The following is a 22,378-nucleotide window of genomic DNA, read 5'->3' as shown; positions in this document are numbered from 1 at the left end:
CTATAATAGAAAAAGCAATGGCTTCTGGAATTAAAGCCAATGCTACGACAATACCGGCGAGAATATCTCCTCGTACGTTTGAAAACCAAGATGTTTTTATTTTCTCTATCAATTTTCTCTACTCCTACTTTATTATTTGTGGCTTTTTTCCGTTCGATAAAAAAGCAATAGAGATAGTTTAACATTTTTTGTTTCAAAAGGGAACGTTTTTGGGAATGTTTTTTAATCGAAAATGAACTTTTTGTGTAGTTGGACAGATGAATGTTTATAAGGCCTTTTGCTGTGTTAGTATAAAGGAAATGGCTTTTGGGAAGGTAAAATATAAATGATTATTGGTTATTTGCGTAAAGCAAACATAAATATAGATTATAAAAAACAACGGGCGCTATTGCAACAGGAAAATTGTATAGAAATTGTTGTCGAAGGTGAACAATTAAACGATGAAGAGCACCAATTGGACCAACTAATTCATGAGTTAAAAGAGGGAGATAAATTAGTCGTACCTCAACTTGCTACGTTAGCAGACTCTATTCGTTCTCTTGCTCAATTACTTGAAAAAATACACCAAAAAGGTGCATTCATTCAAACGATTGATGAAAAAATAGATACGAGCGAAACGACGAAATATGAGCTGCTCGATTTAGTAAGTGGATTGGCTAATTTTCAACGGGAAAAAATTAGTGAGAAAACGAGAAAAGGCCTTCATGAAGCCAAGAGCAGAGGAGCGAGCACTGGGCGTCCTCGAAAACCAGATGCCAATGTGAAACAGGCACTTAGCTTATATGATAGTAAGAAGTTCAGTTTACAAGAAATCAAAGAACAAACTGGGATCAGCAAATCGACCTTATATCGCTATCTTGATGAGCGTAACTAAGCACAAATAAGGGATAATATATTTTGAAATCGCTCAACGATTGATTGGAACAAACTTCATAGATAAATATAGAGTTTTTCAGCTTGAAAAAGATAAACCAAAACGATCGGGGATAGAATATCTTGTTATACCATAAAGTTTACGAACATGACAGTTCAACTGAATGGGTGATATTTGTACACGGAGCGGGTGGAAGCTCCGCAACGTTTTATCGCCAAATCAAGGATTTTAAAAAACATTTCAATATTGTTATGCTCGACTTAAGAGGACACGGACGTTCAAAGGATATTAATCAAAAAAGACCATTAAAACACTACTCTTTTGATAAAGTAAGTGAAGATGTCATTGAAGTAATGGAACATCTAAAGATAAAAGAGGCTCATTTTGTAGGTGTTTCCCTAGGGACAATCATCAATCGAATTCTTGCCGAAAAACATCCCGAACGGGTAAAAAGTCTTGTAATGGGAGGCGCCATTACGAAGATGAATATCCGTTCAAATACATTGATTAAAATCGGGAATTTATTAAAGCACGTTGTACCTTTCACATGGATCTATAAAATGCTGGCATTGATTATTATGCCTAGTAAGTACCATAAAGAGTCCAGAAACTTATTTATCCGTGAGGCAAAGAAAATTTATCAAAAAGAATTTTTGAGATGGTTCAAGCTAACAAAGGACATCAATCCGCTTCTACGGAAGTTTAAGGGAAAACCATTAAAGAAACCCGCCTTATATATCATGGGAGACGAGGATTACTTGTTTTTGGAAACTTTGAAAAGAGATATAGCAGATCATGATACAAGCCAACTAATTGTTTTAGATAATTGTGGTCACGTATGTAATATCGACCAAGCCAACGAATTCAACAAGCATTCGATTTCATTTTTTAAAGCTTGTAGTTAAGACAACCTTTTTATACAACGACATAGACTGCTTCTCTGATAACGCGGTCTCATTTTAATGGTAATCATTCAAGATATGCTAGCATGATGCCAAGTAAAATGATAGATGAACTAGGAGATGATTGTATGTTATTAACAAATGCCAAACTATATGGTCAGGAAGGTCGTTGGGATATTGAAATTCAAGACGGCAGGTTCAAAAAAATTTCAACTTCAGAAGGTCAAAAACAAGATGAAAGCGCGATTGATCTTAAGGGGAAAATAGTGTTGCCCCCTTATGTGGAGCCACATATTCATCTCGATTATGCGTTGACAGCTGGTACGCCTCGCTGGAATCAGACAGGTTCTGTATTTGAAGGGATCGAAATTTGGGCGGAACGAAAACAGTTAGTCGATGAATCGATTGAAGATATTAAACAACGAGCCAAAAATGCGTTAAAAATGCAAATTAAACATGGGATTCAACATGTACGAACGCATGTGGATGTTGGTGACCCAGAGTTAAAAGGTATGAAAGCTCTATTGGAAGTTAAAGAAGAAATTAAGCCGTGGGTCGATCTTCAACTCGTTGCTATGCCACAAGAGGGACTTTATACGAAACCTGATGCGGAAAGACTTCTTATTGAAGCAATAGAAATGGGAGCTGACGTAATCGGTGGTATACCACATTACGAACTAACAAGAGAAGACGGCGTTCGCTCTGTTCATCGGATATTAGAATTAGCTGAGAAATACGATAAACTCGTCGATGTTCATTGTGATGAAATTGACGACGACCAATCCAGATACTTAGAGGTTCTTGCTGGAGAAGCTCTAAAACGAGGAATCGGCCATCGCGTAACAGCAAGTCATACAACAGCTATGGCTTCCTATAGCAATGCATACACGTATAAGCTTTTCCAAACGTTAAAGAAAGCAGGCATTCATTTCGTTGCCCTGCCGAAAGCCAACTTACACTTGCAAGGTCGCTTCGACGATTATCCAGTTCGAAGAGGACTAACGAGAGTAAAAGAAATGCTTCACGAAGGCATCAATGTCAGTTTTGGCTTGGATTCAATCATGGACCCGTGGTATCCACTCGGAGACGGAAATCTAATGCACGTCACTGAAATTGGCTTGCACGCTTGTCATATGACTGATTATGATCACATCGTTTCAGCTCTAAACCTCATTACTATCAACGGAGCGAAAACATTAGGAATCGAAGAGCTCTACGGAATTGAGCAAGGAAACAAGGCGAACTTAATTGTCATTGACTCAGAATCTGAATATGAAGCAATCCGAACGCAAGCTCCAGTGCTTTATTCCATTCGAGAAGGCGAAATTATCGTCGAAACAAAACCTGCAGAAACAAAAATGAATATCGAAATGGATTAATTTAAATCCGAACGAATATGTCGTTCGGATTTTTTTAGCTGCGGGATAACGATCTGACTTCCGTTTGCTTAACAAGTGCTCTAATCAAAGATAGGGCGCAACAAATTATGCTCTACCTGTGAATAGAAGCGCTCTATTCAACGGAAGCGCCCAAAAATTGATCTCTACCATCGAATAGAAGTGCTCAAATCAACGGTAACGCTTCAAAATCGAACTCTATCTGCGAATTTAAAAGGTTTACTCAGAGATTCGAGCTAACCACTCTAGCCCTATCCTTTTATTAATGCTGCTCGTAACAAATAACTTCTTTATGGCGATTCTATTTGGTATCATATGGGGTACAGCCAATGGGTTGGAGCGAATTAGTTTAAATGTTATTTGGCCGAATTACTTCGGTAGAAAATATAGCGGAAGCATTAACGGTGTCGGTGTGACGATGACCGTTTTATGCTTCTCTTTAGGACCGCTCCCGTTCGGTGTTGGTTTTGATTTATTTCACAGTTACACGCCTGTATTACTAGTTTCATTGATTTTCCCAGTGATAGGAATGGTCTGTGCAATCCTTGCCAAAAAACCGGATAAGTCTGAAATTCTAGCAAAATAGCTCGTGAGGTGTTGACGATGAGATGTGGAGAAAAATGTTTTGTCGTAGAAATGGAAGCGAACGGGAAGTCGCATACGAAACAGTTAAATGCGCGAACACCGGCTGAAGCTCGAAAAAAGATTCGAAAACAAACAGGTGAACAAACGAAAATCATTTCTGTTTTGAAAAAATAAAGTACCAGCTCTTCCGCTGATCAAAGTGGCAGAGCTGGTTTTTTTAATGCATTCATCGATCAGACAATTGTTGAAATGCTTTGTTGACTTGTAAAAACCCAATTCCCGAAACCAACGCGGCAGTTGCTCCGATAATGGCTGCAATACCAATATCACCATACATCATAGAACCTAGAAGAATACCGATTACACCAAGGACGATTAAAATAATTCCAATTGCTTTCACTTAAATTCCCCGCTTTACTTCATTGTAATGGAACCGCTTTGAAATAGTAAGGATATTAAAGAAGCATAATAGTTGTATCACTCCACAATATTTTATATAATTAGTATTAATTCGAGATAAATGAATTAGAGACTTAGAAGAGGTGATTGATTTGATAGAAGAAAGAGACGAGGAATTATCATTAAAGCTTTTTGTTGTCTTGACGCGTGCGTTAGATGCTATACAAAAGCGTGTCATTGAAGATATTAAGCATTTAGGATTGAATCCGACTGAATTTGCAGTACTTGAATTGATTTATAACAAAGGGGACCAACCCATTCAGAAAATCGGTGAAAAGGTTTTGATTGCAAGCAGCAGTATAACGTATGTTGTCGATCAGTTGGAAAAGAAAGAATTACTTAAAAGAAAATTACACCCGAATGATCGTCGCATAAAATTAGCAACAATCACTCAAAAAGGCAAGTCACTTATGGTTGATGTATTTCCAACACACAAAAAAGGGTTACAAGAGATTTTTGCAGGACTGAACGCTGAAGAAAAAGAACAGCTCATTGAGCAATTGAAAAAACTCGGGCGACATGCACAAAATTTAAGTTAGGAGACATGTATATGGAAAAACAAACAAGTGGAATTCATCATATCTCAGCGATTGTCGGTCATCCTCAAGAGAATGTTGATTTTTATGCAGGTGTGCTCGGTTTACGACTAGTCAAAAAAACAGTAAATTTTGATGACCCAGGTACGTATCACTTATATTTCGGTGATGAAGCAGGAAGTCCAGGTACGATTATTACGTTCTTCCCTTGGGCGAATGGCCGCAAAGGAAGAATAGGAGACGGCCAGGTAGGGGTGACGACGTATGTTGTACCGATAGGATCATTGGAAGCTTGGAAAAACCGACTTGAAAGCTTTCAAATCTCATTTACAGAAACGGAACGCTTTGGAGAAAAATATCTACAATTTGATGACCCACACGGACTTCATCTTGAAGTCGTTGAACGAGAGGCCGGAGAAAATAGTGTTTGGAAATTCGATGGCATCACATCTGAAATGGCCATTAAAGGATTTGGAGGAAGCATTTTATATTCATCAAATCCGACAGGAACGGCCAATTTACTTGAAGATCATATGGGTTTAACAGAAATCGATGCGAATGAAGAATATATCCGCTACCAGTCACGAGCAGATATCGGAAACATCATTGACGTAAAAATGGCATCAGGTGACCGAGGCATGATGGGTGTTGGAACAGTGCACCATATTGCCTGGAGAGCAAATGATGATGACGATTTACGAGCATGGCAAGAACATTTATATCAAAAAGGGTTTGGTGTGACGGAAGTTAAAGATCGAAACTATTTTCATTCTATTTATTTCAAAGAGCACGGAGGAATTTTATTCGAAATGGCGACCGACTCACCAGGCTTTATGATTGATGAAAATAGAGATGAGCTTGGTAGTGAATTAAAGCTTCCATCTCAGTATGAATCTTATCGTGATCAATTAACTGAAACTTTACTTCCAATTGAGGTAAGAAAGCTATCGAAATAGAAATATCAGGAGGAATTTTTTAATGGAACAATTAAAAGGAATGCACCACGTAACAGCCATTACAAGTAGTGCGGAGAAAAACTATGAATTTTTCACGTACACATTAGGTATGCGCCTTGTGAAGAAGACCGTGAACCAAGACGATATACAAACGTATCACTTATTTTTCGCAGACGATCAAGGGAATCCAGGGACAGACATGACATTTTTTGATTTTCCTGGGATTCCTAAGGGACAGCATGGAACAAACGAAATCGCTAGAACATCCTTCCGCGTACCGAGTGACGAAGCACTTGATTATTGGGTGAAGCGTTTTGATCGGTTAGAGGTAAAACATCAAGGAATTCAGGAACAATTCGGCAAGAAAATCCTTCCGTTCGTAGACTTTGATGACCAACAATATCAATTGATTTCTGATGAAAACGACAATGGTGTTGCACCTGGAACACCTTGGCAAGACGGCCCGATTCCATTGGGATATGCGATTACGGGTTTAGGACCAATTGTTGTCCGCGTTGATGACTATGAATTTTTCAAGAAAATGATGGAACAAGTTTTGAAATTCAAGGAAATTGACAAAGAAGGGTCATTTCATCTATTTGAAACAGGTGAAGGTGGAAATGGTGGACAAATCATTGTTGAATACAACACGGTCTTACCAAGACATCGACAAGGTTACGGAACGGTTCATCACGCTGCATTACGTGTTTCAAATAGAGAAAACTTAGAAGACTGGATTAATCATTTCCAAAAAATTGGACTACCGAACTCTGGATTCGTTGAGCGATTTTATTTCGGTTCGTTATATGCTCAAGTTGCACCACAAATCTTGTTTGAAATTGCGACAGACGGACCAGGATTTATGGACGATGAACCATATGAAACACTCGGTGAAAAGTTAGCATTACCACCAAAACTAGAACCAAAACGTGACGAAATTGAAAAAATGGTTCGCCCGATTGATACGGTTAGAAGCACGAAAACGTTCGAAAAAGAGTACGAATAAGGTAGAGCCCAACATGGTGTTGGGCTCTTTTATTATGAGGTAAGGCGCATATATTTTCGGATTGGTTACATATTTTTCTGAGTTGGACTCATATTTTCCTCTGAGAGGGTCATAAAACAATGAAGTGGATTCAAATAGATGTTTACAGGCATATATAGTACTTACTTGGGGCTCATATCATTCCAACATGCCTAACCTCAGAAACTAAATTATGGTAGTATTATGGGAGAACGACGAAGGAATGGATCAATCATGCAAATTTTGTTTGATATTATCATGGGCATCATTTTACCGCTGTTGATACTCGTTGCAGTTGGTGCGGTGTTACAACGAAAATTCACTCTGGATTTAAAAACGTTATCAAAAATTCTGACGTACTTACTATTGCCTGTTGTTGCGTTCGTTAATATTTATGAAAGTGAAATCAACTTAAGTATTCTCTTCGATGTCTTGTTCTTCCAAGGGATTTTATCCATTTTACTGATGATATTTTCATATATTGTCGTAAAACTACTGAAACTCGATAAGGGAATGTCGGCAGTTTACAAAAATAGTGTGGTGCTGATTAACTCCGGAAATTACGGAATCCCGGTCAGCCAGATGATTTTTCACCAACATCCACTTGGGATGACGATCCAGATTATCGTGATGCTCATTCAAAATTTCATTACCTATACATATGGTTTAATCAATTCAGTTTCCGTTCATGCGAAAGGAAAAGGGGCTGCATTCGGGCAATTTTTGAAGCTTCCGATGTTGTATGCCTTGTTGTTGGGTGTGTTTTTGAAAGTATTGAATATTAACATCCCAAATGTGCTTTGGCAACCGCTAGAAAACTTATCGGATGCTTTTTTGGCAATCGCTTTATTGACGCTTGGTGCACAGCTTGCCTACGTCCAGTTTAAAAAGTTTAGTAAACTACTATTGATGTCGATTGTTGGACGACTGTTTGTTTCACCGGCTATAGCTTTAGGGCTGATTTTTATTCTCGGATTGGATGGTATTGTTGCACAATCATTATTTATCGCCAGTTCTTTCCCATCTTCAAGAAATAGCGCACAATTCGCCCTGGAATTCGATCATCATCCAGAATTAGCCGGACAGATTGTCTTGGTTTCGACCATACTAAGCAGCTTGACTGTTGGTGTGGTGATTTATGCTGCTGAAGTCCTATTTGGATAAGAGAAGGTGAAAATAATGAAAAAAGTTTTAACAGATACGACCTGGCTTGTACTTCAATCGTCTGCGGTGCTCGCTGCATTCATAGGGATTCTTTTGGCTGGACGAGGAAATGATAATTGGGTCTTCTTCGTTGTATTGACCTCTATTTTGACGTTTTCAGCCATTACACGAGCGACAAAACTGACTGAATCAGCTGACTAGGGGTGGGGCGGAATGAGTATTTATTTTCAAAGTTATTTACACGTATTGAAAAAGAACTATATGTTAGTCGTCATAGCAGCTGTTTTACTGATCTTGACCTATTTTATATGGGCAGGCGTACCATTCTTTATTATTGGAAATATCGTTGCTGATGCAACTTCAAGTGGGTTCGTGACTTTGTTGAGCATCGCTCTTTCTGGAGGGTTTTTATTTTCATTATATTTCTTGCCGATTCATATCAAGGTTGCAAAACGCGTTGCAAGTTTCGAACATCGTAGTGTGAAAAAACTTTTTGTGCAGATCCAACTCGTTTGGATATTCATCTGTTCCGCTATTTTTGCCATCTCAATGAGCGTTATTCGTATGTATCTATAAGTCCTTGTCTGGGGGTCACTTAATGAAAAGTAAAGTGGTGATTGTTCTCGCTGTTCTACTCGCCATAGTGGGAATTTATTTCATTTTTAATCCAGAAATGATTTTTGATCTGATGGTTGATTAAGAAGGGTATCGATGTATCTATTATTATCGATTATTTCATGTGCAATCCTAGGATACCTAATCTTAATGCTAGGGCCACTTTTCGGGGGAATTGTAGGCTTCGGAATTATTGTCGGATGCCTCTTTAGAGGGTTATATCTATTAAGTGACATGCACAAGAAAATATCGGATATACACGAAGTAGATAAGAATCGTGAAAGTTAGTTGATAGAAAAACGACAACCCGGGATAAGGGCTGTCGTTTTTTAAAATTCTATTATACAGTGGTCGTTTCCTTGTTGGATGTTACCCCTGTAGCCTTGGCAATGGCTTGCTTCAAGTCGTCAATCAAATCATCCACATGTTCAATTCCGACAGATAGACGAACTAAATCTTCCGTCACGCCAGAGGATTTCAGTTCTTCTTCGTTTAATTGCTGATGGGTCGTGCTGGCAGGGTGGATGATCAAGCTTTTCGCATCGCCGACATTTGCTAAGTGCGACCACAAATCTACTTGGTTAATGACTTCTGCACCCGCTTCGTACCCACCTTTAATTCCAAAGATGACGACAGACCCTGCGCCTTTTGGTAGATACTTTTTCGCCAGTTCAACCGATTCATGGTTCTCTTGCTCCGGATACGTCACCCAATCCACTGCTGGGTGAGCTTCCAGATAGTCAACGATTTTTCGGGTGTTTGCAATATGTTCTTTTAGACGGACATGAAGTGTCTCGATGCCGAGTGCAATTTGGAAAGCGTTGAATGGACTTAGCGCTGCACCGGTATCACGTAACACTTGCACGCGTGCTTTTGTGATAAATGCCGCCTCAGGCAACGCCTCAGCATATACGAGACCGTGATAGCTCGGGTCCGGTTCAGTGAATCCAGGGAAACGTTCGTTATTCCAATTAAATTTTCCGCCATCAACAACTATTCCACCTAAAGATGTGCCATTTCCACCTAACCATTTGGTTGCCGAATGGACGACGATGTCAGCGCCGAAGTCAATTGGACGGCACAGATAAGGTGTTGCAAACGTGTTGTCGATAATCAGTGGCACGCCAGCTTCATGTGCGATTTCAGCGACTTTTTCGATGTCTAAAATATTTAATCCTGGGTTTCCAATTGTTTCGGCAAAAATGGCTTTCGTTTTCGGTGTGATGGCCTCTTTGAAATTCTTTGGATCTTTCGGGTCGACGAATCGTGTGGTTATACCGTGTTTCGGGAACGTCGTCGCAAATAAGTTGTATGTTCCACCATATAAGGTTGAGGCGGATACAATTTCATCGCCAACTTCGGCTACGTTGAAAATTGCGGTCGTAATCGCAGCCATCCCGCTGGAAAGGGCCAATGCACCAACGCCACTCTCTAACTGAGCAACGCGCTCCTCTAATGCTTCGACCGTCGGGTTACCGATTCGTGTATAGATAAATCCTTGTTCTTTTAAGCCAAACAGGTTTGCCGCATGCTCCGTATTATTGAATTGGTAAGCATTGGTTTGATAAATCGGCAAAGCACGTGAGCCGGTAGCTGGGTCTGCTTCAAGTCCTCCATGGATACTCACAGTTTCTAAACGATAATTCTTTTCAGTCATGTCAATCGCTCCTTTTAATTTTTAATTGTTTCTAAAGATGTTAATTTATCTTGAATAAAGGGTCCCCATTTTTCAAACTCCACCAAGAATCCATCATGGCCAAAGATTGTTTCAACCTCGTGGAATTCAGCGTAGGCACCTGCTTCCTCAAGATCGGTCACAAAGCGGCGGATTTCTTCTGGTGGATACAGAAGATCTTTTTGAAACGCCAAAGCAAAAATCGGCACATTCAATTGCTGGAGTACTTGCTGATAACTCCCTCGGTCACGTGTAATATCGTGTCCGTTCATCGCTTCCAACAACCGAATATAACTATATGGATTGAACCGTTTGGCGAGTTTTTCACCTTGATAATCCAAGTACGATTCGACGTCATACTCACCTTCTTGTTGATGCCTGGAAAATCGTTTACTGAATAATTCTTCCGGACGGTAAGTGACCATGCCGACCATCCGTGCCAGATGCAATCCATCTTTTGGTTGTTCGCCATTTTTCAAAGCAGGATCTCGTAGGATGGCTTGCTTCGCGATATGGTTAAACGCAATCGCATAATCAGAAAAAACAGGTGTCATGGCGATGGGGAAGATCGCTTCCATATAGTCGGGATACATCACTCCCCATTCCAAAACTTGCATTCCACCGAGTGAGCCACCGATGACCGCTTTCAATTGATTGATGCCTAGAATATTAAGTGCAACAAATTGAGCTTCAACCAAATCGCGAACGGTCAGTGTTGGGAATTGATTCTGGTAAGGTTCACCATTCGATTGCAATGAACTCGGTCCCGTTGAGCCATCACAACCACCCAAAACATTGAATGTGATTACTTGATAACAGGACGTATCAATATACCCACAGTCTTTAATTAATCCACGCCACCAACCAGGATTGGACTCAGTCCCTACTGCAAATTGATTTCCAGTCAATGCATGACAAACAAGAATGGTCGGCGCATCGATTGGGCCACATTGTTCATAGGCTAGGTGGATCTCATCAAATTGTTCACCACTTTCCAATCTAAAATTTGGAATGGAAACTGATCCCTGTCGAACAGTTTTTGTCATTGATGTTCTCCTTTCGTTTACATGTAACGGTATTAAAAAAGCCTCTCTGCTTTGAGCAGAGAGGCCAGAATATACAATATCGACATTTTGGTCCCTCTCATCTCTCAAAGCAGATTTGCTTTGCTGGAATTAGCACCTTTTAAAACCGTTGTTTAAAGGTTGCCGGGCGTCATCGGGCCAGTCCCTCAGCCACTCTAGATAAGAGTTTGAAAAATATTAATTTTTTGAGTTAAATGATATGTTAGCACGATGAAGGGGAAGTGTCAACGCGTAAAGTGAGAAATTATTTTCTGTGTTCTATACACCCAAACGATCGTGGAAATCTCATGTATGGTCGAATAGAAGCCCTCTATACCCCCGAGTGGAAGTGGAAATTCTGTGAAAGGTCGAATAGAAGCCTCCTATTCCCCCGAACGGCTGTAGAAATCTGGTGGAAAGTCTTATAGGAGTTCTCTATACGCCCGAACGACTGTAAATATCTCGCGAAAGGTCGTATAGAGGGTGTCTATCGCCTCGATCAGCTTAGAAATTTTGCAAACAGTCCTACAAACAGGACGCAAGCAAATTATCACCAAAATGGTTATTCGCATAGATTAAACTGAAATATATTTTTGAAAGGAAGTTGGTTTATGAATTACGGATACCCACAGCAACCTAGCCATTCGACGTTTGATTGCGGATGTCATCCATTTGTCGTTAATATTGCCGGAGCTACCCGGTCCAATGAAACATTTCGTACAGCCATTTGGACGGGAGAGTTTTTTCAAGTAACGTTAATGGCAATTATGCCTGGTGATGATATAGGCTTGGAAATCCATCCAAACACGGATCAGTTTTTACGGATAGAAGAAGGGCATGGATTCGTGCAGATAGGCGAACATAAAAATCAGTTAGATTTCTGTACGGAAGTTGGACCAGGAGACGCGGTGATGGTACCAGCAGGAAAATGGCACAACATGACAAACATCGGTCCAGTTCCATTAAAACTGTATTCAATTTATGCGCCGCCTGAGCATCCCTATGGAACTGTGCATGCAACAAAGTTAAATGCGATGGAATCAGAACAGGGGTATTAAATGTAGGTGCACGAAAAGATCATTTGAAAACCTAGAGGAATGCACATGCAAAGTGCGTTTCTCGTTACATATATTTTTCGAATTATCAATGTTCAATAGCAACCTTTACTTTGATTTGGCAGGCCCGTTAGAAATGAAAAATTGGCGCTATAAGACTAAGTAGTTCCGTTTCTGTGGAGAAAGTTCGAAAATATCAATAAAGTTTTTGATAAAACGCTTTTCCATCGAAAGGATTAGCGCTTTTTCATAAATACGATGTAATGTATAATTTGAATTATGTAATTTATATGTTACAGTAGCACTGTGTAGGAGGGATTATATAAGTGAAAAATTATGTGAAGATAGCTCGTATTCAAAGGGAATTAACCCAACAGCAACTAGCTGAAAAAGTAGGCATCACCCGTCAGACAGTTAGTTTAATTGAAAAAGGAAAATATAATCCCACTTTAAAATTGTGTCTTTCGATTTGTGATGTCGTAAATAAGTCATTGGATGAATTATTCTGGGTAGAGAAGGAGGAGCGAATGGAATGATCAAAAAAATTAAAGATGAACGATTGAAACTGCAAAACTTACAGAACATCAGGATTTTATTCTTATTTGAGAACATTGCGATTATTGGTATATTAGGGTATGATTTGGTCACCAAAGGAATGGATGGAATGACAGCTAATCCGTTATGGTATGTTTTTATTTTGACAGGAGTTATTTCCGCATACTTGTCTATGGGGATCAGTGTAGATCATGAATCAAGTAAAAAGTCTCCGAAAAAGGGACTGGTCATTTCAGTGATTGTAAGTGCGATTATTGCCATTGTATTTGGGGGTTTAATTACCTTTACAGGTGATATTTCAACTGGAATACTTGTAGGAGGAATAGTCTTTGTTAGTTTCCTAGTACCATCAATTTATATTTATTTCCTGCGTACAAAGCGACAAAATTAAATTTCACCAACCTTGCGCAGTCGTGACACACTCATTGCGCATGAATAAAACATCATCCTTGAAAATGAAAATACATTGCACCAAGCGGAATTAGAACAACTTGTGTTTTGGAAGCCGAAAACAGTTGGAGAAATTGTATTCAATTATTGGGATTAACTTCTATGTTAACAGATTGAGTCTTTCAACGTCGTTTTCTAATTAACTATTTTCATGTCTAAACATTGGAAACCTCTCGACGAAAAAAGAATCTCCTATAAATCTACCATCAAGCTGGGCGCTCCCAGAGCTGTTGAATAGTAACATTTCAACTAATGTCCAGGACGTTTGCTTTCCCAATTAAAATCAGTATTCTCAATAATATCATATAATTTATTCTCTCCTACTACTTTATACGCAGCGTCGGGTAAATGAACAAACTCTTTACCTAATGCGATGGTATAATAACTACCATTCGCAGCGGAATAAGTACTAGTCGAAGTTCTAATAGTGATTAAATAATCAATTGAAGGAGTTTTATCTGTTTCTTTAAGCTCCATTTTTTTAGGTTTCTCTATAATGCTTTGAATTACTTCTTGGGAATTTGAATGCACCAGTTTGTGATTTCGCTTGTCATCAATTTCAACTTCAACTTCCACTATTCCTTTACGATCGATTGACCATTCAGATATTGCTGATTCATATGTAGTATATTTACTTTGATCATTTATGAACCATGCTACCGCAATAAACACAATAAGCACTGTAATCAGAATCTTTTTCTTCAAATCATCTCTCCTTTTTTAATCATAATCATATAGTTACTCTTATTAAAACATATAAAGTATTATAATGGTAAAAATGGCTTAAACCTTCATTTGAAGTTTAAGCCAATATTTTCATTTATTTATGCTAGCAAATCTCAATAACTTTTCTATCTTTATTAATGAGTAACGAATTCCTCTAATATAAAAAAGAACGCTTGGGATATTAAAAACCCAAGCGCTTTATAAACTTTTTGTACTGTTATTATAGTGCAAGATGCAGTACCGAATCAGATCCACTTCACAAAAAAAGTAGATTTTTCATCTATTATGCTTTTTTCCCGTAAGGCAAGAGGTGGTAAAGTGTCATAAGGATTGTGCCACTTAATGCGATGAATCCTAATACAAAGTACAATGTCGATCCACCATATTGGTCAATAATTGCTCCACCAAGCAGGGAGCCGATGATTCCTGATACACCGAAGAAAACGGCGTAGAAAAGAAGATGTCCGGTAGACTGCAAAATACGCGGTATGAGTCGTGTGACGTAGTCCATTGCAGACAAATACAAAATACCGAACGTCAGTCCATGCAAGAATTGCAACCCAATAATCATCCAATAATCATCGACAAGAGCAAATAAGAACCAACGGACCGTGTAGATGATTCCCGCTAAAATTACGAAAATCAACGTGTGATATTTTCTAAACCATTTTCCTGCAAAGAAAAATACAATAGCCTCACTGATGACGCCGACAAACCAAGCGACGCCGACGTTAAAGTTCGAACCGCCTAGCTGCGCAATATATAAACCGATGTAACTATCATTCGCACGGTGTGATACCGTCAAAAACATCATGAAAAATAGAAAGAAGATAAATGGCTTATATTTTAATAGGCTAGCTGCATCTTTGAAACTGATGGGCTCTTGGTCAACTTTCACATCTTTCACTCGGAAAGTAACGAATAAAGCGACGAATGCGAAAGCCAAGTAAGGCCAAATCATATATTCTACACCGTAAATAGTGAGCACGAGTCCTATGGCGAGGGAAGATGTCGCAAAGCCGACAGAACCCCAAGTACGAATTGTTCCGAATGAAACACCAACATCATCTGCACGCCGCTGCGCTAAGCTATCACCGAGTGCGCCAATTGGTGTTGAAAAGAAATAAAATAAAAATCCGAAGAAAATAAGTAAGTAAAATTGCGTGACACTTAAGAAAATTGAACTGAAAATAATTAACCCGAAAATACAGATCAATAAAAATCGTTTAACCGTTTTATGCTTATCGCTCATATAGCCCCAAAAAGGTTGGGAAATAATTTGTGCAAGAGGTCCGACCGCTAACACAACTCCGATTTCTGATCCTGTTAATCCTCGTTCGGCGAGGTATAATGGTAGATAACTAATAATAATCGTATTGGTTGCATGAAAGGCAAATAACAAAGCTTTCAATGGCGTCAAAGATTGTTGTTCTGACATAAAATCACATATCCTTTAATTAGATTGACTAAATTAATATAACTCATTTTCAAGGGAGTTTCCAGAAACATAATTTCAAATGAAAAGGCGGAATGTCTATGGCGGTTAATGATCGCAAGTGTCCAGCGTGTGACTCAACAGATGTCATACCAATCGTATACGGTGAACCTGATTATCATTTAGCAAGTGAAGCGGATGAAGGGAAAGTGATATTGGGTGGCTGTGTAGTGATGCCGAATTCACCAGAATATCATTGCCGCAATTGTGAAAAAGAGTGGAACCGAGAAGAACTAATCATTCATGCTTATGAGCAAATTGATCAGTTGGAAATGACGATTGGCGGTTTTTCTGAAGGACACACGAATATTATAATAGATTTCATAAATCAAACAATTGCGTTGAGCCATAGTTATATAGAAGAAGATTCTTTTCATAGGAAATTAACAAACGATGAAGTAAAAGATATTCGCATTAAGCTGTGGTCGGTCGATATTTTAAATTGGAAAAGACGTTATTCCAACGCTCAAATCTTAGATGGACAGCAATGGGTAGTGATTTTGTATAGAAGCCGAAACCGTCAAAACTTGAAGCGGTCTGGTGACAACCAATATCCTGAACAATGGAATGATTTTTGTAAAATAATGAGTGACATTACGGGAAGAAAAATCTGCTGATTCAACAAATTTAATAGGTGGGGGAGAGAACGATGATTGAAAAAGACTATCGACCAAAATTAGACATCCCAAAAACAGCAAGCGAAAAAATTTGGGATATTGTTGGCTATTCGGCTTTTCTTGGCTCGTTGGTTTTTCTGGGACTAGTTTTTGGAGACTTGCCTGACGAAGTGCCAGCACACTATGACGCCAGTGGCGAAGTGGATCGGTGGGGGTCCAAGTTTGAGTTATTCATTTTACCAGGAATTGGCCTTTTTATTTTATTATTAATGCAATTGTTTGAACGACATCCCGAGATGCATAATTATCCTCAGCGAATTAATGAAATGAATGCACGTGAGTTTTACATCAATAGCCGTAAAATGATTAATCTAATAAAGAATCTATCTTTAGTGATATTTTCATTGATTTTAATTGAGTCGGTGTCAATTGCGATGGAGTGGACAGAAGGACTAGGTCCATGGCTGTTTATTTTATTAACTGTTAGTGCGTTTGTGCCGATTATTATTGGTATGTTGAAACAGCGAAAAATTCGATAACATTATAAATATTATAGAGGGTGAAGGATACCGAGTTATTCGGTGTCTGGGAAGGAAGATTCGATGGCTAGGAGCGGTTATTCGATGTCTGTGAAAGATAATTCGATGGCTAAAGAACAGAATTCGACGGCTGCAAGCAGTTATTCGATGTCTGCGTAAGAAAATTCGACGTCTTTCATGAGGCTACGTTTAATAGATTATTAAAAGAAGACACATGAACGAATATTTTCCAATCAAAAATCCGACATAGGGCACTAGCCTCTTTTATGAAGTACAAGGTGACGAAGCTTTCCTCAATGCATAGGATGATGTAAGCCTAGCAATTGAGGAGATGATTGATTAATGAACCACTCAAACTTTGGAAGACCTTATCCACATCCTGATGATGAAAGGCAGTGGGGAGACTTTTTACAAGGAATTTTCGGTTTTGGACATTGGGGGAACCAACCACCATTTGGGCCACCAGGTCAAGGAGGTAGACCGCCGAGCCCACCATTCGGACCGCCTGGTGGGGGACCAGGAAGACCACCATTTGGACCACCGCCAGGTCAAGGGGGAGGAGATGGCCCACCAAGTTCACCGCCACCATCATTTACACCTACTCAGAAACAAGCAGGTGTCTATGCTGTAGACCCAGGTGGCATAAGAGGATGTCTTTACCGGTATACCTATGTTTGGTTGAATAACCGACAACAGTTCTGGTATTATCCAACATTCGTCGGTAGAACATCCATTGCCGGCTATCGCTGGATGGGCTTTTATTGGGCCTATTTTGGAATCGATCTAAAACGAATTGATTCTTTCCAATGTTTTTAAAAAGAAAGGGGGCCCGTGGTGGCTTCCTTTTTTACATATAATCAAAAGTTAATTCCGTTAATTCATAATAGTAGAAAAAAATCTATGTTAAAATAATAATTAAGAAAACTAGAGTGGGAGCTAATTGCTATGTATGAATTGAAAACAAAGGAAAACGATCGTAGTGTCATCGAATTCATTGAAAGTGTAGAAAATGAGAAAAAAAGAGAAGATGCGTATCGTTTGCTCGACCTTTTTACGGAAACATCAGGCTATGAAGCGAAAATGTGGGGGCCGAGTATTATCGGATTTGGCTCTTATCATTATAAATATGATTCTGGCCATGAAGGTGATGCACCGTTAGTCGGTTTTTCACCAAGAAAGGCAAGATTCTCGCTCTACTTAGCGACAGGCAATACCAAGCGCGATGAACTACTCGGGAAGTTAGGAAAGCATAAAGCAGGCAAGGCTTGTATTTATGTAAACAAGCTACAAGATATCGATACAGATGTACTTAAACAATTAATTAATCAATCGATTGATTTTTTGAAAGAACGCTACGAATAAAAATATAAATAATTTAAAGATAGTGTACTAGCTTTATAGATGGAGGAATCATTTGTGGATGTGTTAACGCACGCCTATTTTGTCAATTTACAATCAGATGAATGGGATTTACAATACGAAGCTTATCAAGAGCTCTTGGAAATGACAAAGCAAGAAGTGGATTGGGCTTATGAGGTATGGGAGGATATCGTACAGGATTTATCGAACCGAGATGCTCACATACGTTCTCGCAGTGCTCAGCTCTTGGCACACTTAGCCATTAGCGATCCACAGAAAAGAATTCTTGATGATTTTGCACAACTGTGGAAAGTGACGACAAGAGATCCGAAATTCATCACAAAAAGGCATAGCATGCAATCGATATGGCGAGTTGGTTTAGCTGGTTCGGAGCAAAAAGATTTGTTGCTAGAGCACCTTACCGACTGGTTCAAGCATTGTCATCAAGAGAAAAATTGCGCGCTCATTCGTTCAGATTTATTGCAAGGGCTTCGAAATCTATATGATCAGCAACCTTGTGAAAAGATTAAACGAACTGTCCACGAGCTAATCGAAGTCGAAACAAACGAAAAGTATGTAGAAAAATATAAAGAAATATGGAAGAAATAATAGATAGGGCTCCTATATGCCAGTAATCACCACAACTGAAAATAGAAGCCCTACGTCATTCCATATTTTACGATACTAAACGTAATCCGATCGTCGCACAAATAATGAGGAAAATAAAAAGGATTCTTTTCTTACTTTTCGACTCACCATAAAAAAGCATCCCCATAATCGCTCCACCTGTTGCACCAATGCCAGTCCAAACCGCATAAGAGGTACCCATCGGCAGTGTCTTCATGGCAAGTCCAAGCAAGGAAAAACTAGCGGCAAAGGCGGCAGCAAGGTAAAGTACCGAGCGTATATTTCGTTTTTGTTGAACGAGATTCATCATCATCACGCCAACCATCTCAAATAACCCACCGAAAATTAAGGAAATCCATGCCATCGTTATTCAACCGCCTTTCCTTCTTCGTCTTCAACTAATTTAAGTCCTATAATGCCAACGAGCATCAATCCAATCAATAGCACTTTCGCTAAGCTAAATGGCTCTCCGAAGATAATGAAATCCAAAAGTACAGTACCTGCTGTTCCTATACCGACAAAAACTGCATAAACCGTTCCGATCGGTAGGTTTCTACCAGCAAGAATTAATAAATAAAAGCTACCAATCATTCCGATCACCGTCAGTGACCATTCAATTATTGAATCGGCATATTTTAGCCCAACGACCCACATAATTTCAAAGAAAGCCGCGATGAGTACTTTCATCCAATCTTTTCCCATTTTAAAAACCACCTTTTTTACCAACAAATACGAGTTCTTTCACAATGTATGAAGGAATTTTACATAATAAAAAGCCCGAGATCGCTGACTTGATCGTTCAGCATCTCCCGGGCTTTTGTCCCTCCGTGTCACAGAAAAACTGTGTGTTTTCTCTCGGACCAGTCTGGATATAAAATATCCACGGAACCCTAGAAAACATTCATATCTTGCTTTATTTTACATGAATTCATCACTTGCATCAAACCATTACTTCTTACCAAAGTAGAACAGCCCGACGAATAAGCCAATGAGACACATCACAATAGCAAATATGAGGAATGGCCACGGACCAAATTGGAAGATTAACGGGACAGATAATGCGGTCGCTAAACCTCCACCGAGAAACGGTTCATAAACGAGCTGTTTATACCCGAATGCTTCAAATGCAGGTGATTCGTTATCTGGGTCGGCCACGCGCATAAGCAATAAGCCAGTGGCTGTAACACCCATTGATTGACCGAGATCGCCAATACCGCGCTCAAACCAATACGATGGAATAATTCGTGGAGCAAGAAACATAAACCCAAGAATGTTCCACGCAATCCCTACGATAGCAAGTAATAAAAATGGCACGAGATATTCCCCGATCACGTCAATGGATACAGTTGCGATAGCTGTTACGATTAATATATCTAAAGCAAAACCTTGGATACGATTCATCATTTTCCGGTCGATGACTTCCGCTTGGTCTAACTTGTTGAAAAATAGCTGAACGATAATACCACCGATCATTGCTAATGGGAAAAGTGGAATATACGTCATAAATCCTGCATCAAATGTAATGGATTCAAGCCAAATAAATAATTGCAATACTAAATAACCTACTAAAATAGCTAAACCAACAATAGCAAAATGGAAAGATAACGGTTCAATCGATTCCGGACGTAATGTCATCTTAGCTGCTGGTTCACGGTTCTCAAATTCCATGATACCTTTTTTGCGTAATTCACTAAATCCGTGAACATCATTGATGACTCTTGTTTTTTCTTTCCGAACGGCCCAGTTGATTAAAATAATTCCTGTAATGACACCTGCCAAAATCCCAACTGTCGCTAACCCGATCGATAAATCATAACCTTCTGGGAAGTTCATTTCTTCAAACGTATTTGCCATACCAGCAGCCGTTCCGTGACCACCTTCAAAGGCGACTTCAATTAGTGCACCTGCGATTGGAGGCACACCAAATAGTGGTCCTAATACTAAGAGGACCAATAAAATACCGACGACATATTGTCCCCAGCCAATTGTCCAACCAAAAGCGAGTTGAGGTCCACCGAAGTTCCAGACGCGCTTTAAGCCAGGAATAACTGTGCCAAGAAATAAAGTCGCAAAAACGACATTAATCATTAAACCAGGCAAAGCGGTCCAAACTTCTAAAATGCTTTCAGTCATAAGGCCATTTGCCCAAAAGGAATCTTCTCCGACAAAGTTTCCCATAATTTTACCTAATACTTGTGGACCAAGAAATAACGCCAAAAATCCTCCTATAATCGATGAGGGGATAAATAATTTCTGCAACCACTCAACATGTACACGAACCCACTTACCAACCAATAAAAAGATAGCTAAATATAAAAACGCAAAACCAATCTGTTCGGGGGTCATATCCCATACTCCCTTCTTTGCTGATAATCTAACTTGTTTCTTCCCCGAAAACCTCCCATTCAAACCGAAACGGGTTAGGGAGTGATTGGAAAGATCATTCGCTGTTATCAAACAATTGAAGGTGTGTTCTTATTTAGGAAGTATTACGGTGGGCGATTTTCCTTATGTTCTATGGTAGAATGATGGTTGAAATGAAAAGCTAACAGGAGGTCAATAAGTTGTCTAAACAGTTAAAAGTGGTTTGGTCGTTAATGATTTTAGCGGCAATCCTTGGGTTAGGTGCACAGCCTTTCGCTCAATTGATGAATGCGTTGATTGAAGTGAGTCTATTATTTTATCTATCTGTGTTTTCAACAATCAGCGTCGTTTTATTTTTAGCTGCCATTGGCTTAGGTTTTGCCTTTGTATCATCAAAGAAAATTAGAGATATCCAATTCGGTGTCTTTTTTGGTTTTTCATTTTTAGTAGGAGGAATTACTTTATTTTGGATCGTATTTACGATGATTCATTGGACACAATAATTTAATTATAAAATCGTGTTAAAGATGATTGAATATCTTTATCCGTCAATATAAATACGGTTGTAAATCAAACACATAACCTACATAGAGATAAATCAAATAACCCAGGACGATGAATAATGCGATTAAGCCAAATTGATTCATCGATGTAGGTTTTTCTTTTATTGTCTTAATGGTAGAAGGAATCGGCAGCAAAATAGAGATAATACTTAAAAGTGTTCGCTCAATGCTAACCACCAAAAAAGAAACTCTTAACTCATCCTCGTGGGCCATTTCATTGGGGATTCTTTCATAAGGTCCCCAAACAATTTGGCCTGTGCCATTTTTAACGACTACTTCGTTCTTGCTGACTATGTAATCATAAATATATGGATAAAATTGATTGGCTACCCAAATTTCATAAATGAAAGCACAAATCAGCAAGTAACTTACAATGAGTAACCAATTCTGTTTGAATTTTTCTAGCAACGAAATCACTCCAACCGTATATACCTATTCCATTTAAACTGTTGTGATTCCTGCAACAGGAACAGAATTTTCTAAAATATGTATAATGAGGTTGGAGATCTTAAATTCACCAAGTTGTCATTTACAATCAAAAATTCTATGATATAATCATTTGTGGAATTACAAACGGGGCCATAGCTCAGCTGGGAGAGCGCTTCGCTGGCAGTGAAGAGGTCAGGGGTTCGAGCCCCCTTGGCTCCACCAAAAATTATTATATACATATCACAACACTCAAGCTGAAATGGCTTGAGTTTTTTAGTTTGCCCGGCATGGGTGAATTCTAACGGGTGAAAGTCCCGAGTGTGACCTGGTAGCGGTAAGCACATAGTC

The 22,378-nt window shown here is 39.1% G+C and carries 29 protein-coding genes, 1 tRNA gene and 2 riboswitches; of the genes, 21 read left to right on the top strand and 9 right to left on the bottom strand.

All coding sequences use genetic code 11. The features are described 5' to 3' along the window. Nucleotides 1-325 precede the first annotated feature (325 nt). The 5 genes from KC820_RS07665 (at nt 326) to KC820_RS07645 (ending at nt 3,932) form a co-directional block, all read left to right on the top strand. On the top strand, nt 326-874 hold the full coding sequence (locus tag KC820_RS07665; RefSeq protein ID WP_212369982.1) for a recombinase family protein: 549 nt from the start codon (nt 326-328) through the stop codon (nt 872-874). 122 nt (nt 875-996) lie between these two features. Then, on the top strand, nt 997-1,779 hold the full coding sequence (locus KC820_RS07660) for an alpha/beta fold hydrolase (protein ID WP_236782570.1): 783 nt from the start codon (nt 997-999) through the stop codon (nt 1,777-1,779). Between the two features lie 125 nt (nt 1,780-1,904). Next, entirely contained in the window at nt 1,905-3,155 is a 1,251-nt protein-coding gene (gene codA / locus KC820_RS07655; RefSeq protein WP_212369980.1) for a cytosine deaminase, read from the top strand. Nucleotides 3,156-3,438: 283 nt separating this feature from the next. Further along, nucleotides 3,439-3,759 carry a hypothetical protein gene (locus KC820_RS07650; RefSeq protein ID WP_336511031.1) on the top strand — a complete coding sequence of 107 codons (321 nt, stop codon included), beginning with the start codon at nt 3,439-3,441 and terminating at the stop codon, nt 3,757-3,759. Between the two features lie 17 nt (nt 3,760-3,776). Next, a complete protein-coding gene (locus KC820_RS07645; protein WP_212369978.1) occupies nt 3,777-3,932 on the top strand; it encodes a hypothetical protein in 156 nt (51 codons plus the stop codon). 52 nt (nt 3,933-3,984) lie between these two features. Here the strand turns inward: KC820_RS07645 and KC820_RS07640 are convergent, their stop codons facing one another. Next, a complete protein-coding gene (locus KC820_RS07640) occupies nt 3,985-4,158 on the bottom strand; it encodes a hypothetical protein (protein WP_212369975.1) in 174 nt (57 codons plus the stop codon). A gap of 151 nt (nt 4,159-4,309) precedes the next feature. On the opposite strand from KC820_RS07640, the gene KC820_RS07635 reads away from it, so the two are divergent. The 6 genes from KC820_RS07635 (at nt 4,310) to KC820_RS07610 (ending at nt 8,473) form a co-directional block, all read left to right on the top strand. Next, nucleotides 4,310-4,756: a MarR family winged helix-turn-helix transcriptional regulator gene (locus tag KC820_RS07635; protein WP_236782569.1), complete on the top strand. Its 447-nt coding sequence runs from the start codon at nt 4,310-4,312 to the stop codon at nt 4,754-4,756. Between the two features lie 11 nt (nt 4,757-4,767). Next, nucleotides 4,768-5,709: a ring-cleaving dioxygenase gene (locus tag KC820_RS07630; protein WP_212369942.1), complete on the top strand. Its 942-nt coding sequence runs from the start codon at nt 4,768-4,770 to the stop codon at nt 5,707-5,709. A 22-nt stretch (nt 5,710-5,731) separates the two neighbouring features. Continuing rightward, entirely contained in the window at nt 5,732-6,715 is a 984-nt protein-coding gene (locus tag KC820_RS07625; RefSeq protein ID WP_212369939.1) for a ring-cleaving dioxygenase, read from the top strand. A 252-nt stretch (nt 6,716-6,967) separates the two neighbouring features. After that, nucleotides 6,968-7,897 carry an AEC family transporter gene (locus KC820_RS07620; protein WP_212369936.1) on the top strand — a complete coding sequence of 310 codons (930 nt, stop codon included), beginning with the start codon at nt 6,968-6,970 and terminating at the stop codon, nt 7,895-7,897. A gap of 15 nt (nt 7,898-7,912) precedes the next feature. After that, on the top strand, nt 7,913-8,098 hold the full coding sequence (locus KC820_RS07615; RefSeq protein WP_212369933.1) for a hypothetical protein: 186 nt from the start codon (nt 7,913-7,915) through the stop codon (nt 8,096-8,098). Nucleotides 8,099-8,110: 12 nt separating this feature from the next. Then, nucleotides 8,111-8,473, top strand: coding sequence for a hypothetical protein (locus KC820_RS07610; RefSeq protein WP_212369931.1), 363 nt, complete (start codon nt 8,111-8,113; stop codon nt 8,471-8,473). Between the two features lie 379 nt (nt 8,474-8,852). On the opposite strand, the gene KC820_RS07605 is transcribed toward KC820_RS07610, so the two are convergent. Further along, the gene (locus KC820_RS07605) at nt 8,853-10,169 is read right to left on the bottom strand and encodes an O-acetylhomoserine aminocarboxypropyltransferase/cysteine synthase family protein (RefSeq protein ID WP_212369928.1); all 1,317 of its coding nucleotides are present in this window, start codon (nt 10,167-10,169) and stop codon (nt 8,853-8,855) included. Nucleotides 10,170-10,183: 14 nt separating this feature from the next. Continuing rightward, entirely contained in the window at nt 10,184-11,233 is a 1,050-nt protein-coding gene (gene metX, locus KC820_RS07600; protein ID WP_212369925.1) for a homoserine O-acetyltransferase MetX, read from the bottom strand. A gap of 94 nt (nt 11,234-11,327) precedes the next feature. Further along, a riboswitch (SAM riboswitch) is annotated at nt 11,328-11,438 on the bottom strand. Between the two features lie 424 nt (nt 11,439-11,862). Between metX and KC820_RS07595 the strand changes: the two genes are divergently transcribed. The 3 genes from KC820_RS07595 to KC820_RS07585 all read left to right on the top strand — a co-directional run bounded on the left by KC820_RS07595 (nt 11,863) and on the right by KC820_RS07585 (nt 13,252). Continuing rightward, nucleotides 11,863-12,309: a cupin domain-containing protein gene (locus tag KC820_RS07595; protein ID WP_212369922.1), complete on the top strand. Its 447-nt coding sequence runs from the start codon at nt 11,863-11,865 to the stop codon at nt 12,307-12,309. 323 nt (nt 12,310-12,632) lie between these two features. Next, nucleotides 12,633-12,842: a helix-turn-helix transcriptional regulator gene (locus KC820_RS07590; RefSeq protein ID WP_212369919.1), complete on the top strand. Its 210-nt coding sequence runs from the start codon at nt 12,633-12,635 to the stop codon at nt 12,840-12,842. After that, a complete protein-coding gene (locus tag KC820_RS07585; RefSeq protein WP_236782568.1) occupies nt 12,839-13,252 on the top strand; it encodes a hypothetical protein in 414 nt (137 codons plus the stop codon). The genes KC820_RS07590 and KC820_RS07585 overlap by 4 nt, the downstream gene beginning before the upstream one ends. Nucleotides 13,253-13,560: 308 nt before the next feature. Here the strand turns inward: KC820_RS07585 and KC820_RS07580 are convergent, their stop codons facing one another. Beyond that, nucleotides 13,561-14,016: a hypothetical protein gene (locus KC820_RS07580; protein ID WP_212369916.1), complete on the bottom strand. Its 456-nt coding sequence runs from the start codon at nt 14,014-14,016 to the stop codon at nt 13,561-13,563. 304 nt (nt 14,017-14,320) lie between these two features. Then, nucleotides 14,321-15,475 (bottom strand): MFS transporter, encoded by a 1,155-nt coding sequence (locus KC820_RS07575; RefSeq protein WP_212369913.1) that lies wholly within the window; start codon nt 15,473-15,475, stop codon nt 14,321-14,323. Nucleotides 15,476-15,573: 98 nt separating this feature from the next. Here KC820_RS07575 and KC820_RS07570 point away from each other — a divergent pair, with 98 nt between their 5' ends. The 5 genes from KC820_RS07570 to KC820_RS07550 all read left to right on the top strand — a co-directional run bounded on the left by KC820_RS07570 (nt 15,574) and on the right by KC820_RS07550 (nt 18,656). Further along, nucleotides 15,574-16,149 (top strand): hypothetical protein, encoded by a 576-nt coding sequence (locus KC820_RS07570; RefSeq protein ID WP_212369910.1) that lies wholly within the window; start codon nt 15,574-15,576, stop codon nt 16,147-16,149. A 32-nt stretch (nt 16,150-16,181) separates the two neighbouring features. After that, nucleotides 16,182-16,688 carry a DUF1648 domain-containing protein gene (locus KC820_RS07565; protein ID WP_212369907.1) on the top strand — a complete coding sequence of 169 codons (507 nt, stop codon included), beginning with the start codon at nt 16,182-16,184 and terminating at the stop codon, nt 16,686-16,688. Between the two features lie 342 nt (nt 16,689-17,030). After that, complete coding sequence (locus KC820_RS07560; RefSeq protein ID WP_212369904.1) at nt 17,031-17,504, top strand: hypothetical protein; 474 nt, start codon at nt 17,031-17,033, stop codon at nt 17,502-17,504. Between the two features lie 129 nt (nt 17,505-17,633). After that, entirely contained in the window at nt 17,634-18,050 is a 417-nt protein-coding gene (locus KC820_RS07555; protein ID WP_212369901.1) for a DUF1801 domain-containing protein, read from the top strand. Nucleotides 18,051-18,104: 54 nt separating this feature from the next. Continuing rightward, nucleotides 18,105-18,656, top strand: a complete 552-nt coding sequence (locus tag KC820_RS07550) for a hypothetical protein (protein ID WP_246065362.1) — start codon at nt 18,105-18,107, stop codon at nt 18,654-18,656. A gap of 67 nt (nt 18,657-18,723) precedes the next feature. On the opposite strand, the gene KC820_RS07545 is transcribed toward KC820_RS07550, so the two are convergent. The 3 genes from KC820_RS07545 to KC820_RS07535 form a co-directional block, all read right to left on the bottom strand. Beyond that, on the bottom strand, nt 18,724-19,038 hold the full coding sequence (locus KC820_RS07545) for a DMT family transporter (RefSeq protein ID WP_212369898.1): 315 nt from the start codon (nt 19,036-19,038) through the stop codon (nt 18,724-18,726). 2 nt (nt 19,039-19,040) lie between these two features. Then, a complete protein-coding gene (locus tag KC820_RS07540; protein WP_212369895.1) occupies nt 19,041-19,376 on the bottom strand; it encodes a DMT family transporter in 336 nt (111 codons plus the stop codon). 102 nt (nt 19,377-19,478) lie between these two features. Beyond that, nucleotides 19,479-19,579, bottom strand: a riboswitch (guanidine-I (ykkC/yxkD leader). 43 nt (nt 19,580-19,622) lie between these two features. Further along, a complete protein-coding gene (locus KC820_RS07535; protein WP_212369892.1) occupies nt 19,623-21,020 on the bottom strand; it encodes a sodium/glutamate symporter in 1,398 nt (465 codons plus the stop codon). A 218-nt stretch (nt 21,021-21,238) separates the two neighbouring features. Here KC820_RS07535 and KC820_RS07530 point away from each other — a divergent pair, with 218 nt between their 5' ends. Next, nucleotides 21,239-21,541 (top strand): hypothetical protein, encoded by a 303-nt coding sequence (locus KC820_RS07530; RefSeq protein ID WP_212369889.1) that lies wholly within the window; start codon nt 21,239-21,241, stop codon nt 21,539-21,541. A 45-nt stretch (nt 21,542-21,586) separates the two neighbouring features. Here the strand turns inward: KC820_RS07530 and KC820_RS07525 are convergent, their stop codons facing one another. Beyond that, entirely contained in the window at nt 21,587-22,009 is a 423-nt protein-coding gene (locus tag KC820_RS07525) for a hypothetical protein (protein WP_212369886.1), read from the bottom strand. A 167-nt stretch (nt 22,010-22,176) separates the two neighbouring features. Between KC820_RS07525 and KC820_RS07520 the strand changes: the two genes are divergently transcribed. Beyond that, a tRNA-Ala gene (locus KC820_RS07520) sits at nt 22,177-22,252 on the top strand. Nucleotides 22,253-22,378: the final 126 nt, after the last annotated feature.

Origin of the sequence: Allobacillus saliphilus (assembly GCF_018138385.1) — a bacterium.
GTDB classification, from domain to species: Bacteria; Bacillota; Bacilli; order Bacillales; family Alkalibacillaceae; genus Allobacillus; species Allobacillus saliphilus.
This window is presented reverse-complemented; position numbering and strand designations above follow the sequence as displayed.

Excerpts from the sequence above, each read along its gene's own strand:
- KC820_RS07605 (WP_212369928.1), bottom strand. The coding sequence starts at position 10,169 with ATGACTGAAAAGAATTATCGTTTAGAAACTGTGAGTATCCATGGAGGA.
- KC820_RS07595 (WP_212369922.1), top strand. The coding sequence starts at position 11,863 with ATGAATTACGGATACCCACAGCAACCTAGCCATTCGACGTTTGATTGC.
- KC820_RS07560 (WP_212369904.1), top strand. The coding sequence starts at position 17,031 with ATGAACCACTCAAACTTTGGAAGACCTTATCCACATCCTGATGATGAA.
- KC820_RS07585 (WP_236782568.1), top strand. The coding sequence starts at position 12,839 with ATGATCAAAAAAATTAAAGATGAACGATTGAAACTGCAAAACTTACAG.
- KC820_RS07535 (WP_212369892.1), bottom strand. The coding sequence starts at position 21,020 with ATGACCCCCGAACAGATTGGTTTTGCGTTTTTATATTTAGCTATCTTT.
- KC820_RS07610 (WP_212369931.1), top strand. The coding sequence starts at position 8,111 with ATGAGTATTTATTTTCAAAGTTATTTACACGTATTGAAAAAGAACTAT.
- KC820_RS07630 (WP_212369942.1), top strand. The coding sequence starts at position 4,768 with ATGGAAAAACAAACAAGTGGAATTCATCATATCTCAGCGATTGTCGGT.
- KC820_RS07540 (WP_212369895.1), bottom strand. The coding sequence starts at position 19,376 with ATGGGAAAAGATTGGATGAAAGTACTCATCGCGGCTTTCTTTGAAATT.
- metX (WP_212369925.1), bottom strand. The coding sequence starts at position 11,233 with ATGACAAAAACTGTTCGACAGGGATCAGTTTCCATTCCAAATTTTAGA.
- KC820_RS07650 (WP_336511031.1), top strand. The coding sequence starts at position 3,439 with ATGCTGCTCGTAACAAATAACTTCTTTATGGCGATTCTATTTGGTATC.
- KC820_RS07625 (WP_212369939.1), top strand. The coding sequence starts at position 5,732 with ATGGAACAATTAAAAGGAATGCACCACGTAACAGCCATTACAAGTAGT.
- KC820_RS07565 (WP_212369907.1), top strand. The coding sequence starts at position 16,182 with ATGATTGAAAAAGACTATCGACCAAAATTAGACATCCCAAAAACAGCA.
- KC820_RS07645 (WP_212369978.1), top strand. The coding sequence starts at position 3,777 with ATGAGATGTGGAGAAAAATGTTTTGTCGTAGAAATGGAAGCGAACGGG.
- KC820_RS07555 (WP_212369901.1), top strand. The coding sequence starts at position 17,634 with ATGTATGAATTGAAAACAAAGGAAAACGATCGTAGTGTCATCGAATTC.
- codA (WP_212369980.1), top strand. The coding sequence starts at position 1,905 with ATGTTATTAACAAATGCCAAACTATATGGTCAGGAAGGTCGTTGGGAT.
- KC820_RS07620 (WP_212369936.1), top strand. The coding sequence starts at position 6,968 with ATGCAAATTTTGTTTGATATTATCATGGGCATCATTTTACCGCTGTTG.
- KC820_RS07570 (WP_212369910.1), top strand. The coding sequence starts at position 15,574 with ATGGCGGTTAATGATCGCAAGTGTCCAGCGTGTGACTCAACAGATGTC.
- KC820_RS07545 (WP_212369898.1), bottom strand. The coding sequence starts at position 19,038 with ATGGCATGGATTTCCTTAATTTTCGGTGGGTTATTTGAGATGGTTGGC.
- KC820_RS07575 (WP_212369913.1), bottom strand. The coding sequence starts at position 15,475 with ATGTCAGAACAACAATCTTTGACGCCATTGAAAGCTTTGTTATTTGCC.
- KC820_RS07615 (WP_212369933.1), top strand. The coding sequence starts at position 7,913 with ATGAAAAAAGTTTTAACAGATACGACCTGGCTTGTACTTCAATCGTCT.
- KC820_RS07665 (WP_212369982.1), top strand. The coding sequence starts at position 326 with ATGATTATTGGTTATTTGCGTAAAGCAAACATAAATATAGATTATAAA.